The 13,487-nt window shown below is 51.6% G+C and carries 9 protein-coding genes; 4 read left to right on the forward strand and 5 right to left on the reverse strand.

What is annotated here, in order from left to right; translation table 11 throughout:
• Nucleotides 1–324: 324 nt before the first annotated feature.
• The gene (locus tag Q4E93_RS27695) at nt 325–906 is read right to left on the reverse strand and encodes a hypothetical protein (RefSeq protein WP_303590924.1); all 582 of its coding nucleotides are present in this window, start codon (nt 904–906) and stop codon (nt 325–327) included.
• 168 nt (nt 907–1,074) lie between these two features.
• On the opposite strand from Q4E93_RS27695, the gene Q4E93_RS27700 reads away from it, so the two are divergent.
• Entirely contained in the window at nt 1,075–1,224 is a 150-nt protein-coding gene (locus tag Q4E93_RS27700) for a hypothetical protein (RefSeq protein WP_303590926.1), read from the forward strand.
• Between the two features lie 66 nt (nt 1,225–1,290).
• On the opposite strand, the gene Q4E93_RS27705 is transcribed toward Q4E93_RS27700, so the two are convergent.
• The gene (locus Q4E93_RS27705) at nt 1,291–4,191 is read right to left on the reverse strand and encodes a TonB-dependent receptor (RefSeq protein WP_303590929.1); all 2,901 of its coding nucleotides are present in this window, start codon (nt 4,189–4,191) and stop codon (nt 1,291–1,293) included.
• A gap of 370 nt (nt 4,192–4,561) precedes the next feature.
• Nucleotides 4,562–8,317: a DEAD/DEAH box helicase gene (locus Q4E93_RS27710; RefSeq protein ID WP_303590931.1), complete on the reverse strand. Its 3,756-nt coding sequence runs from the start codon at nt 8,315–8,317 to the stop codon at nt 4,562–4,564.
• A 210-nt stretch (nt 8,318–8,527) separates the two neighbouring features.
• Between Q4E93_RS27710 and Q4E93_RS27715 the strand changes: the two genes are divergently transcribed.
• The 3 genes from Q4E93_RS27715 to Q4E93_RS27725 all read left to right on the forward strand — a co-directional run bounded on the left by Q4E93_RS27715 (nt 8,528) and on the right by Q4E93_RS27725 (nt 11,048).
• On the forward strand, nt 8,528–10,180 hold the full coding sequence (locus Q4E93_RS27715) for a M20/M25/M40 family metallo-hydrolase (RefSeq protein ID WP_303590933.1): 1,653 nt from the start codon (nt 8,528–8,530) through the stop codon (nt 10,178–10,180).
• A gap of 12 nt (nt 10,181–10,192) precedes the next feature.
• The gene (locus tag Q4E93_RS27720; protein ID WP_303590934.1) at nt 10,193–10,627 is read left to right on the forward strand and encodes an IPExxxVDY family protein; all 435 of its coding nucleotides are present in this window, start codon (nt 10,193–10,195) and stop codon (nt 10,625–10,627) included.
• Nucleotides 10,628–10,802: 175 nt separating this feature from the next.
• Complete coding sequence (locus tag Q4E93_RS27725; protein WP_368501904.1) at nt 10,803–11,048, forward strand: 4a-hydroxytetrahydrobiopterin dehydratase; 246 nt, start codon at nt 10,803–10,805, stop codon at nt 11,046–11,048.
• Nucleotides 11,049–11,079: 31 nt separating this feature from the next.
• On the opposite strand, the gene rho is transcribed toward Q4E93_RS27725, so the two are convergent.
• A complete protein-coding gene (rho, locus tag Q4E93_RS27730) occupies nt 11,080–12,822 on the reverse strand; it encodes a transcription termination factor Rho (RefSeq protein WP_303590936.1) in 1,743 nt (580 codons plus the stop codon).
• A gap of 269 nt (nt 12,823–13,091) precedes the next feature.
• Nucleotides 13,092–13,478 carry a PDDEXK nuclease domain-containing protein gene (locus Q4E93_RS27735; protein ID WP_303590937.1) on the reverse strand — a complete coding sequence of 129 codons (387 nt, stop codon included), beginning with the start codon at nt 13,476–13,478 and terminating at the stop codon, nt 13,092–13,094.
• Nucleotides 13,479–13,487: the final 9 nt, after the last annotated feature.

Here is a 13,487-nt window from a genome sequence, read left to right on the forward strand (position 1 = left end):
CCGTATAAGCAACGAATGTAGCGGCTCCCACCCCCGCATCGGGTTAACCAGCTTTGATTTAAGGTTAAGGAAGGTTAAAAAGGGGCACCTAAACAATCCAGCTAAAGGAATAGCTGCAGCACGCCCTGACAGAAAATCCTTAGGCAGCTATATGCCTGAAGGCGCCTTACTTTCCTACGGTAGCGGTCATATGTTGATGCCTGGTTATAGTTATCGTTCCCAGTAGTAATAATTTTCATCGGAGATGGAAAGTACAGCGACGGAAGGCCATATAGCTGCCGAAACAGCAAGAAAACCAGAAAAACCTATATAAACCCCAAAAGCCTAATTCACCGTCACCACCCCCATCATTGGCTCCCGGTCATTCACCGACAGCAGGATCTTCCACCTGCCCGCTGCATCCTGCTGCAGCAACAGCTCCACCCGCAGCTGCTTCATCTCCCCGACGCCCGGCAACAGCGAGAACACGACATGCGTATCTTTCCGCTCAGCCGACGGCTCCTCATACTGCCCGCTCAATATAAACGTCTTCTGCGCACCCGAATGGATAATACTATTGCTCAGCTGCCCATAGATATCGTGAAAACGCTCCCGCGCCTTCTCGAAGCTCTCAGCCTCCATTACCGTACAGGCCCAGCTATACCCTTCACCCGCCGCTGTCCCATTGGAGCCGCCGCCGGTCAGCAGCACCATGCAGGAAGGACTGCCCGGCAGCTGCACGGTAGACCGGTATGTCGCCGTCTGATGAGCCTGGCTCACCAGCTCACCCCTGATGTTATGAAAATGATTGGGATAATCCTGGATGACTTTTTCAAGTATGGATTGGGTCTTGTTGGAAAAAACCCCCTGCGCTGTCAGTGCACCCGAAAGTAACACCGCAACCATCGTGAGAATGGTGTTTCTCATAGAAAGGATTTCAGCCAAAGTACAAATATTCTTATCCCCCCGCAATAGGAAATTTACGGCGTTTAACAAACTATTGTGGATAAAATGTACAATAAAATCGTATATTCACCGTTATATAGCGTTAAACTCTGATCAAACTACTAAAAAACAATCTTAAACCCAATGCCGATGAACAAGACCCATATGTCTTTCGACACACGTAACACAAAGATTTACAAGGACATATATCGCCCTTCTTCTAAGATCTCCAGATTCCTGGGTACGATATTGTCCGTCATCCTGGTTGGCCAATCGCCGGTGACACAAAAAAGATACTAAAACAGGAACCCCGCCGTAAAGCGGGGTTTTTTATACGTTTCACCTCCTGGAATTTCTTACATAAGCTTATTCCGGCGGCCCCCCGCGGAACCCGCCTCCCCCTCCATCATGAAATCCACCGCCACCTCTGCGGCCAGGGAAGAACCCGGGCATTCGCCGCTGGTTGGACCCGGCAAAATTGTTGAGATTATACGTAAAGGTCAGCATGGCATACCTCGTCAGCACGTTGGTCCTGTTGTACGTGATCTGCCCGGTGTTCCCCACCGACTTGGTAACGGAGACATTCTGGTTTAGCAGATCGAACACCGTCAGCCGAAGCTCTCCATTCTTCTTCTTGAACAGCTGTTTGGCAATGCTGGGATTCAGCAAAGGTACACTGGCATTATACCCGCTGGAATGGTTATTGGTATAGGTATAGTCGAAAGAAGTAGCTATCAGCCACCCGCTATTGGTATAAGCAGTGATCTCCGCCGAAAGGACCTCCGTAAAATAATTCAGGTTGTTGTTGTTCTCCCCGCCCGCATTCTTGGCAATAATGGCCGACTGCCTCCTGGCGATATTATACGTGGTGGCAGAGCTGAAATTCATGTCGAAGTTCTTCTTGATATTCGTCGTCCAGCTCACCGTCTCCGTCATGGTGGTATTGTGCACAAAAAGATGCTGTACCTCGTGAGACAACGCCGCCAGGGAATCCTGCGCCCACAAAGACTGGCTTTGCGAATAGTTGATATTCGTGATGAAGTTCACATTCGACTTCGGCTTTTTCAGGGGAAATCCATAATTGAAATAGCCCGATACATTCCAGGTCCCCCCCAGGTTGACATACGTGGTGGTCTGACCGCCCTTTGCATTATACCAGAAGAGGGATTGGATATCATTCACCGTGGTGCTGGCATTCACCGTGGCGAATAGCACCCGCTGGTTGGCGGGCTGGAAATTCGTATACAGCACCCGCAGACTATGGGTGAACTGCGGTTTCAGGTCCGGGTTACCCACCGTATAGCTGATCTGGTCGCCCGTGGTCGTCAGTGGCTGCAGCTGCGAGGCCGATGGCTGCCCCGTCCTGCCGGAATAGTTCACCCGAAGGTGGGAGGTCCGGGACCAGAGATACTGGAAATTCATCGTAGGAGTGAGGTTCACATAATTGCGCGCCACGGTAATGCCCTTTGTAAGGTTGTCGCTATTGTAATGGGTGAACTGGATCCCCGACCCGGCGGAAAAATTATATTTGATATTCTGGATCCGGTAGTTCAGGGTAAACCTGTCCGAGTTCGATACGAACTTGTAGGAATTGCTGAAGAGGCTGTCAAATCTGCTATAGCTGTGCGTCGAATCGGAAAAATCAAAGGTATTGTTCAGGGTCTTGTTATTCGTATAGGAATGGTTGTAATTGAACTCCAGGATCTGGTCCTTGGCAATGGGCTCTGTGTACGACAGGGTGGGGCTGAGGGTCGTACCGTGATAAGAATTGACATAATATTGGTTCAGCGTGTCCACCTCACCCAGCTTGTACAGGGTATTCACCGCATTGTTGAAACCCGTGCCGTTATTCACGTTGGAAGAGACATTCAGGTCCAGCGACATCGTCCTGAACGGCTTTTTGAATTTATGCCGCAGCTGGAGGTTCGTGCCATTGATATTGAACCCATGCGTATAGCTGTTGTTCCGGGAGACGCTCCGGTTGATCGGGTTGCCGAAATTGTCCACCGCATAGCTGGAGGAAGTAGCAGTGGGACTGCTGTGCTGGAAAGTGACGTTCGGCCGGAACACCAGCGAATTGCTGCTGTCAAATCGCTCTTCCAGGTTCATGAAGATCCGGTGGTTCTCACTTCTCGATAAACTATAATTGCCGCCCGCGCTGGTTTGAGTGGTGTCCGTATTGATGGGCTTAATGACACTGTCCGACTGCGCGACGGAGACGTGTTGCTGATTGAAAAAATAACTGGCCGTCAGATCAGTCTTGGGGCTCAGCGCATTCCGGTAATTGGCCCCGCCCGCCCAAACGGTCGTGATACCACTTCCTCCGCTGCTACCACCGCCACCGCCGCCGCCAAAACCCCCGCCGCCACCACGACGTCCGCCACCTGATCCAAAAATATCCGCCTGGGAAAAATTCTGCTTATTGATGTCATTGGCCTGTCCCAGGACGGAGATCTGTTGCTCCCCATCGAACCGATGCATGTTGACACTGGCATCATAGTTCTCATTTGTCCCGGCTCCCGCCACCGCCTTCCCGAAATAGCCCTGTCTTTTATCCTTCTTCGTGACAATATTGATCGTCTTCACCCGGTTGCCATCGTCAAAACCCGTGAACTTGCTCTGGTCGCTGAGATCGTCGAAGACCTGGATCTTGTCGATGATGTCCGGCGGCAGGTTGCGCGTCGCCATCTTCGGATCATCGCTAAAGAACCGCTTGCCATTCACCAGCACCCGGGAGACCGTCTCGCCTTGCGCCGTGACAGTGCCGCTTTTATCCACCTGGATACCCGGCATCTTTTTCAACAGGTCTTCCGCCACCGCATTGGGCTTCGTCGCGAACATCCCGGCGGTATACTCCACCGTATCTTTCTTAATGCTGATAGGCGGCCGTTGCACCACCACTGCCTCCATCATATCATTGCTGCGGCTCATATACAGCACCGCCAGGTCATGGTCCGGTGTCGCCGCATCGATGGTAATGGTCCTGCGGATAGGAGCATATCCCTGGTAAGAGATCTCCAGGCGATAGACGCCGGAATCCAGCCCCTTGAACGCAAAAGTTCCTTTTTTGTCGGTGATAATGAAATCCGTATCGGTGGAATCCCCTTTGGCAGGCGTCAGCGCCACCGTGGCATTGCCGAGGACCTGGGATCCCCCCACCGTGTCCACAAGGGTGCCCTTCACGGACCCCTTGATCTTAGTCTGTGAAAATGAAGCGGTTGTAAGAAAACACAAAGCTATTGTTACAAAAAGTAAATACTTGATCATATCCTTTCTTTTATTTAGCGGTGCTTTCTCATGGACCTCAAAAGTAATAGCCGGTTTACTCCCCTGCAATCGGGGATATACCAATGGCAAAATAGCCTGCCGGCAGGGTGAACCGTACCAACATCTTCCAATTTTTGTCGGTGAATAGAACGAACCGGAGGTTCGTTGTCCGTAACCGAGAGCAGCGAAGGCAACCGAGCAGGGCGAAGGTTGCGGGCAAGGTCGCAACAGTGTTGCGACCGTAGCTCTGCCGAGGAGGAGCGTGTCGAAGCAGCTCCGACGATGGACTCAGACATTAGATGGCTGAGCCCAATTGGGCTTGGCCAATTGGGCTCAATATTAATGCAATAAACCAGATACTTATTCCATACTAAGAGAATAGATATTCCACATCCGCCCTGGTCAGACTCTTCACAAAACCATCGTCATCTGCAATAAGATCCTTCGCGAGAATTCGCTTCTTTTCCTGCAATTGCAGGATCTTATCCTCGATCGTGTCCTTACAGATCATACGATAGGCAAAGATATTCTTCGTCTGACCGATACGATGGGTCCGGTCGATAGCCTGTTGCTCCACGGCAGGGTTCCACCATGGATCGACAATATAGACATAGTCCGCGGCCGTGAGGTTCAGACCCACGCCGCCGGCCTTGAGAGAGATCAGGAATACCCGGCAGCTGTCATCTCCCTGGAAGCTCTGAATCGCCCTTTCCCGCTCCACTGCCGATGTGCTGCCGTCAAAATATTCAAACTTAACATCCAGCTCCTTCAGTCGCTCACGGATCAGCGCCAGCATACCCAGGAACTGGGAGAAGATAAGCGCCTTGTGATCGCCGATGTTCTCCGTGATCTCGCGGGCCAGCTCGTCCAGCTTGATGGAATGGTTGGGATAGCGGTCCTGCTCATTGAGGATCGCCGGAGAATCGCATATCTGCCGCAGCTTCATCAGGCCCTGCAGGATGGTGAGCTGGCTCCGCTGGATACCCTGCGTCTCGATGGTGCCCAGGATCTTGTCCCGGTAGTCATTGCGGTAAGCGTCGTACACCTTCCGCTGCTCGTCTTCCATCTCGCAAAAGAGAATGGTCTCCGTCTTTTCAGGCAGGTCCTTCGCCACCTGCTCCTTGGTTCGCCGGAGAATAAAGGGATAGAGCAGCTTGCGCAAATGATCCTTCCTGTCCTGCTCCCCGAACTTATCGATGGGCACGGCAAACTCCTGCCGGAAGAATTCGATGCTGCCCAGCATCCCCGGGTTGAGGAAGTTCATCTGGGCAAATATATCAAACGTGTTATTTTGAAGAGGTGTACCACTCATGCACAGCCGGTGTTTGGCATGCAGCAGGCAGGCCGCTTTCGTCACCTTGCTGCCCGGGTTCTTGATCGCCTGCGATTCATCCAGCACCGCATAGTCGAAAGCAATCTCCAGCAGCAGCTTGATATCGCTGCGCAAAGTGCCGTAGGTGGTGATGATGACGTTGTATTCGCTCAACGCCTGCTTATTCCTCGTCCGGTCGCCCCCATGATGGATATGGTAGGTCAGCTCCGGGGTAAACTTCTTTATTTCATTCTCCCAGTTGAACATCAGGGTGGTGGGACAGACCACCAGGGCGCTCAGCCGGCCATTCGCATCCCTGTAATGCTGCAGGAAAGAAAGGGCCTGGATCGTCTTACCAAGACCCATATCGTCCGCCAGGATGCCGCCCCAATTCACCTCCTGCAAATAATTCAGCCAGTGGAACCCATGTACCTGGTATGGCCGGAGAATGGGCTCCAGGTGAGCCGGCGCAGGGATCTCCCGGATCCGGTTGAACTCCCGCAGCTGCTCATATTTTTCCTCCAGGCGGATGATCAGCTCTTCCTCGTTGCGATTGTCATACAGCTCGTCAATGACGCTCATATGATATTTCGACAGTCGAAGCTGGTTGCTCTTTCCTTCACCCACGCGGAACAGGAGAGAGTATTTTTTTATCCATTCTTCCGGAAGGACCCCTAACGTACCGTCATCCAGCGGCACAAACTGCTGGCGATTCGCCAACGCCTTCTTTACGTCCGCGATCGTCACCTTCTGGTCACCGAAGACAATGTCCACCCGCGCATCAAACCAATCGGTATTGCTGCTGATATGTATCTTCGTCTGCGGCTTGGCGGTATTAAACCGGAAGTTCTTCAACGCCTCAAATCCATACACCGGTATCTTCATTTCCTCCATGGCATCCACGAAAAGGAAGAACCAGTTATTCTTCAGCACGTCAGCCCCCTTCAGCGCCAGGGAATGGGCGCTTTCCGGGTGAAGGAACTGCGAATGCAGGGATTCCAGCTTGCGGAAGAACTGCAGCTCCGCCTCCCTGTTGCGATGCACGATCAGCACCTGGTCGCCGTCAGGCACGATGATCTCGTCCTTGCCTCCCGGCCGGGTCTCGAAGCCCTTATAGGAGAACAGCGGCTGGAACACCAGGTAATCGCCTTTCTCCTGCAACAATAGCTTCTTTTCCGGCTCCCCGTCCTTCACCTCTTTCACCAGGGCATTGTCGAAATCCACATGGTACTCCCGGGTCAGGGGCAGAATGAATTCCTTTAATTGCTTTGCCCAGTCCGCTTTTTCGATCACCCATTTCTCCTTCCCGGAGAACCTTTCGATCAGCGCGATATCTTCCGGCTTGTTCCAGCAATACAGGTTGTTGTTGTAGGAAAAGACCAGGCTGCTCTTACACTCATTTTGAGCCAGTTCCACCGGTTGCCCGTTGATCTTTACATAGCAGGTAAGCTCAAAGCCGTCCTTCCCGGCAGATACGCTGAAGAAAGGCGTGACAGCGTCCCCGGAAAGCCCGATGGGCTGGAGATTGGTCGTTTTAAAAGGCTTGTGCCCGTTGAGAAAGAAAATGAAAGGATTGGCATTTACTTCCGCAAACAGCTTCTTCAGCTTGGGATGCAGGTATTCCACCATCAGCTTTTTCGTCTCCTCGGGAAGATCGTCCTCCTCGTGATGAATGATATTTTCCCAGATACCGCTGAAAGGAGAGTTACGGTTGAGATATTTGCTGATCTCCGGCCCCTGCATCTTACGGAGGGAGGGGATCAGCTGCTTATCGAACTCGGAGAACGAGTCCGTATTGACGAACTTGGTGAGGTCCATCTTTTCCACCTTCCCAGAATAGGCCGATTGCTCTTCGTTACTTTCCCCCGCAATGGCATCCAGCGCAAAACCCGGGAAGCTGGCATGATTAAAATTAAATACAATGCCCAGCCGTTGGGCCACTCCGACGGACTTTTCTTCCTCTGTCACCAGGGTGGCAGGCTGTTCCGCCTCCACCGGCCTGGCACGGCCTGAAGCAATAGGCGCCACCCGCTTGATGGACATGTCCAGCACCCGCAGGAATGGCTTGCCGTCCTTGTAGGTAAATTCAAATTTCCCTTTCAGGTCATCCGAAAGAGAATACCCATATGCTTCTAATAGCTTGTTCTTTTCCTTATCCCAGTTGCGGATGCTGTCGAAATAATGGGCGCCGTGCGCGTGCAGCAGCTGCAGGAAAACGATCACCTTAGGCAGGCACAACGGGTGCGCCGTATCCGGGTAATCGCTGCTGGTATCGAAATTCCGCTCCTCGTTCTTCCGCAGCACCACCTGGTACACCGACCCATCCAGCTCTACCGTAGCTTTTACGGTCTCCTCCTTGGCATATTCGATCTTGGCCTTCTGCGTACGCAGGTATTTTTCCGCCTCCCCCAGGGACTCCGCACTGCAGAGCAGCCGGATGCTTTTCAGGTCGATGAACTTCATCTTCACCACCGTATGCTGCTGGTCGTATAATACCTCCTCCGCCTTCAGCATGTTCCTGTCCAACAGCTCCTGCAGCTGGATAAGGGCCGCGGCTTCATGGCGGCAGATATCACCCAGGTTATACGGACAGCTACATCGGATGGAAAGCGTCTTGGCGTCCTTGAACTTCTGCACGTACACCTTGTAATACGTCGAATAGCTATCGTCCTTCACCCGGAAGGTCACCGATTCGAATAGCTCATCGTATTCCACCAGTTCGACATAACCAATAGCATGGATCTTTTTCCCCCGGCGGATCACTTCGTCGGTCCCATTGGTGTACACATACTTAATAAGGTGCGGTAATGCCATATCGTTGATTGACAATATACCCTTTTTCTTCGGAGAGAGTAACTCCCGTCCCAATCCGGCAAGGGCAATCTGCAAAACTAAAGGAAAAAAGACGAGTGTAGAAAAGTTTTGACCAATTATTAATCCTGGGTTAACCCGGAAGGCCGCCGGACCCCTACCTTTGCCAGACCGGATGTAAAATTCCCAGAACATCTTGTTAAACCGATTTTTATGCTTTTTCGTATCAAGATCGTCACACTTACCCTGATTTTACCCTTCCTGACCCTATCTGCCCAAAAGTTGAAAAAAGCCGATAAGGTCACCCTTGCCAACCTGGATACCCACATCCGGTTCCTGGCCGACGACAAGCTCGAAGGACGACGCACGGGTACTCCCGGCGAACTGGCTGCAGGCGACTATATCAGCATCGGTTTTGCCAGGTCCGGCCTCCAGCCGAAAGGAGACAATAATGGCTGGAAACAGTCCTTCGAAGTCAACGAAGGCCGGCAGATCAGCGACCAGACCTCTTTTACCATCGACGACAAAGCATTGATCCTCAACAAAGAATATTTTCCGCTGGCCTACAGCGCTGAGGGAGCCGTCTCCGGCAGCCCCGCCATTGCCCTGCAGGAAAAGGGAGACCCCTGGTTCCTGGACCTGAAAGAGCTGCTGGAGACCAATAAAGGCAATCCGCATTTCGACCTGCCTGCCGCCATCCGCGCCAAGGCAAAGGAATGCGCCAAAAAGGGAGCCACCGCCCTCATTCTGTATAATACCTCCAAAATAGCCGATAACCTGGCCTTCGATCCGAAAGACCGCTCCGAACCGGCCGTCTTCCCCCTGTTTTACATCACCCGGGAAGCAAGGAGAAAATACCTGAAGGACGAGTCCGCCAGCCTGGAGATACGACTGAAGGTGGGATTTACTGAGAAAAAGCGCACCGGCCATAATATCATCGGCTACCTGGACAACGGAGCCGCCACCACGGTCATCATCGGGGCGCACTATGACCACCTGGGATACGGAGAGGACAGCAACGGCCTGTACAGAGGGACCGAAAAACAAATTTTCAACGGGGCCGACGATAATGCCAGCGGCGTGGCAGCCGTCATCGAACTGGCCCGGCTGCTGAAAGCATCCACCCTGAAAGCCAATAATTATCTTTTTATCGCCTTTTCCGGCGAAGAGCTGGGCCTGTTCGGATCGAAATATTTTGTAGACCATCCCACCGTCGACCTCGCTAAGGTGAACTATATGATCAACCTGGACATGGTCGGCCGGCTGAAGGACAGCACCCATGCCCTGAACATCGGCGGCTACGGCACCTCCCCCATCTGGGCCGAGGCCTGCAACAACGCGCAGGACAAAAAATTCTTTGCCTTTCATTATGACAGCAGTGGGGTAGGGCCCAGCGATCATACGTCCTTCTACAGGAAAGACATCCCCGTCCTGTTCTTTTTCACCGGCCTTCACGAAGATTACCACAAACCAACGGACGATGCCGATAAGATCAATTACACCGGCGAGCTCCAGGTGGTGAAGTTTGTGTACGAGGTAGTGGAAGCACTCAACAAAAAAGGCAAGCTGGCTTTCACGAAAACCAAAGAGATGCAGATGGGCGGACCCCGGTTCACCGTCACCCTGGGCATCATGCCGGATTACACCTTCAGCGGCAGCGGCGTCCGGGCCGATGGCATCAGCGAAGGAAGGCCCGCCCAGAAAGCTGGAATAAAAGCTGGCGACGTCATCGTGCAGCTGGGAGATTATCCGGTACCTTCAATGGAAAGATACATGGAAGCCCTCTCGAAATTCCAGAAAGGAGATACCACCACTGTAAAATACCGGCGTGGCAATGAGGTCCTCCAGGCAGCCGTACAATTCTGACCGCAACACGACATGAAGCTGAAATTAAACATAGAGGACATGACGGGAGAGTTCTTCGAAGGCACCCGCCTGCTGGGCGTGGTCGCGCCCGTGAAGGACTATCAGTTCTGCTGGCAGTTGAACAACCGGCTGCGGTTTGACTTTCGCATCAACCACGACATAGAGATCCAGCTCACAAAAAAACAGCGGAAATATTTCTTCGGTGTCTACGAGTTCCAGGAGACGAATAATTCCCTGCAGCATTTTCTTTATAACAACCAGTGCGACGGAGAGTACCTGCTGCCCGAATTCAAGCACCTGGATTTTTTATGGCTCCTCAAAGGCGATCTGGTGACAGACGAAAAGCTGAACGACCTGATCAATTGCATTAAGTCCATGCCCGCCGTCCAATTAGTGACCGAGCTGGTACAGGACAAGATCCGCAATAAAGGACACCTGATCTTTTAGCTGCAAGCGGCAAGCTACAAGCTACAAGTTGGCTTAATTAAGTCCCTGGCTAGTCGCTTGCAGCTTGTAGCTTGTAGCTCACAGCTGTTTCTGGCTCGAACCTTGTACCTTTAAATCCAGGCTCGCGGCTCACAGCTCGAAGCTCGAAGCTTTTGCGGGTTTAAAATTAAACGCTATTAGTATGTGGGAAGAAAAAAACAACAGCCTCTATAGCAAATTCGAGTTCAAAGACTTCTCGGAAGCCTTTGCCTTCATGACCCGGGTGGCCCTGGCGGCGGAAAAGATGGACCATCACCCTTTGTGGACAAATGTCTACAACCAGGTCGAGATCTGGTTATCCACGCATGACGCAGGTAACATCGTCACCGATAAAGACCGCGCCCTGGCTAAAAAGATCGACAAAATAAAAACCACTCCGTAGGGGAGTGGTTTCCTATGATAAATTTCAGATCTTACGAATTCATGCTCGCCAGGAACTCTTCGTTGCTCTTCGTTCCCCGCATGCGCTTCAGCAGCTCATTCATGGCTTCCTCCGGATTCATATCGTTCAGGTAAACCCGTAAGAGGTTCATCCGTTGCAATACTTCCCTTTCCAGTAGCAGGTCGTCACGACGGGTAGAGCTGGACACGAGGTCGATCGCCGGATAGACACGCCTGTTGGCCAGGCGGCGGTCCAGCTGCAATTCCATATTACCTGTTCCCTTGAACTCCTCGAAGATCACTTCGTCCATCTTGGAACCCGTGTCGATAAGGGCCGTAGCCAGGATAGTGAGCGAGCCGCCATTCTCGATCTTACGGGCGGCGCCAAAGAATTGTTTGGGCTTCTGCATAGCATTGGCTTCGACACCACCGGAGAGGACCTTACCGGAAGCGGGAGCCACCGTATTGTGCGCACGGGCCAGACGCGTGATGGAATCCAGCAGGATCACTACATCATGGCCGCACTCAACCAGGCGCTTGGCCTTTTGCAGGGCAATGGTAGAAACTTTTACATGCTTTTCAGCAGGCTCGTCAAAAGTGGAAGCGATCACCTCCGCTTTTACGCTGCGCTCCATGTCCGTAACTTCCTCAGGACGCTCATCTACCAGCACGATCATCAGGTAACATTCCGGATGATTGGCCGCGATGGCATTTGCCACGGCTTTCAGCAACATCGTCTTACCCGTTTTGGGCTGCGCCACGATCAGGCCACGCTGGCCTTTACCAATAGGCGTGAACAGATCGATGATACGCGTGGAGTAGTCGCTGGGTATTGTGAAAAGGTTCAGCTTTTCGAAAGGGAACAGCGGTGTCAGGTAATCGAAAGGTACGCGGTCACGCACTTCTTCGGGACCTTTGCTGTTGATCGTCTCTACCTTCAACAAGGCAAAATATTTTTCACCTTCCTTCGGAGGACGAACGGCGCCATGCACCGTATCCCCTGTCTTCAGACCAAATAATTTTATCTGTGAAGGACTTACATACACGTCATCGGGAGAGGAAAGATAGTTGTAGTCGCTGCTGCGTAAGAATCCATAACCGTCGGGCATCATTTCCAACACGCCTTCAGCCTGTATCACACCATCGAACTCGATATTGAAAACCTCATTTCTGCGTTGTGGATAGAGCTTGCTGGCCTGTGAATCACCACCGCGGTTTACATCCTGCATGGAATCAGCATCGTCCTGCATCATCTGACGGGAAGAGTCATCGTCTTCTCCTTCATCCTCGTCTTCTATCATCTCTCCCTGTTCCTGAGGCTGCGGCTGGGGAGCAGGCTGATGCACTTTCATGGGCTGCGGCTGGGGCTGTGCCTTTGCTGCAGGCGCCACAACGGCAGGAGCGTCCTCTTCGACATCCTCTTTCTTGCGTCCTATTTTCTTCAGCAGGGGCTTTTCTTCTTTTTTGCGGGAGTCTTTCTTTCCTTCAATAGCCGCAGGCGCAGGCGCTGCCGCCTTCTTGGGTCTTTCCTCCAGGCCGCTTTCCACAATGGCTTCCTCGGTACTATTGGCCGTGGTCGTCTTTATAATGCGTTTCCTTTTAGGTTTGTCATCGGCCGCTTCAGGCTTGCTGTCGCTCGTCAAAGCTTGCTTGTCCAGTATCTTGTATACCAGCTCTTGTTTATCCAGCTTTTTGGCGCCTGTGATTTTAAGCTGCTCAGCAATATCTAGCAGCTCTGGAACGAGCATGTCGTTCAATTGGAGAATATCGTACATAAAATAACTTGAGAGTTGAACACCATTCTCAAACAGCCCGGCCTGTCTAGTTGAAAATGTGAAAAATGAATTTTGATTATTGATGAACGGAATGAGTTAAAACTGATGAGCTGTGAGCATTGGATAAGAGAAACTGATCAGCTTAATTCCACTGCAATTTTAGCATAAAAAAGGAAAAATCAAAAAAAAATTTTAAAACCGCTTGTTTTACAGCAGGTTTCGTCAACAAAAATAACAATTTTTTTTCGTAGTCCCTCCTTAAAGGACATCTATTTTGCCAAAACATCCAGAATATGCGACACACTGCCAGTAATCACTTCCGCTGATGGCAGATATTCTTTCAGTGCCTGTGGCAATTCAGACGTGACCCTGTAAGATGCCACCCCCATAGGGTGTGATTTATCCTTTAAGGCATATTCCACAATGGTCCTGTCCTTATCCTTGCAGATGATAATGCCAATAGAAGCCACTTCTTCCTCCGTTTTGACCTTTTCGTTCAATACCGTCAGGTAAAAGCTCATCTTCCCGGCATATTCCGGCTTGAAAGACCCGGTCTTCAATTCCAGCGCTACCAACGCTTTCAGTCTCCTATGAAACAGTAAAATGTCTATATAAAAATTTTCCGATCCGACTTCCAGCTTGAACTGATTCCCCAAAACCAGCTA

Origin of the sequence: Flavitalea plasmicola (genome assembly GCF_030546645.1) — a bacterium.
Lineage (GTDB): Bacteria > Bacteroidota > Bacteroidia > Chitinophagales > Chitinophagaceae > Puia.

Bases quoted from the DNA above. Each gene is read 5' to 3' on its own strand.
- Q4E93_RS27695 (WP_303590924.1), bottom strand. From the start codon at position 906: ATGAGAAACACCATTCTCACGATGGTTGCGGTGTTACTTTCGGGTGCA.
- Q4E93_RS27700 (WP_303590926.1), top strand. From the start codon at position 1,075: ATGAACAAGACCCATATGTCTTTCGACACACGTAACACAAAGATTTAC.
- Q4E93_RS27705 (WP_303590929.1), bottom strand. From the start codon at position 4,191: ATGATCAAGTATTTACTTTTTGTAACAATAGCTTTGTGTTTTCTTACA.
- Q4E93_RS27710 (WP_303590931.1), bottom strand. From the start codon at position 8,317: ATGGCATTACCGCACCTTATTAAGTATGTGTACACCAATGGGACCGAC.
- Q4E93_RS27715 (WP_303590933.1), top strand. From the start codon at position 8,528: ATGCTTTTTCGTATCAAGATCGTCACACTTACCCTGATTTTACCCTTC.
- Q4E93_RS27720 (WP_303590934.1), top strand. From the start codon at position 10,193: ATGAAGCTGAAATTAAACATAGAGGACATGACGGGAGAGTTCTTCGAA.
- rho (WP_303590936.1), bottom strand. From the start codon at position 12,822: ATGTACGATATTCTCCAATTGAACGACATGCTCGTTCCAGAGCTGCTA.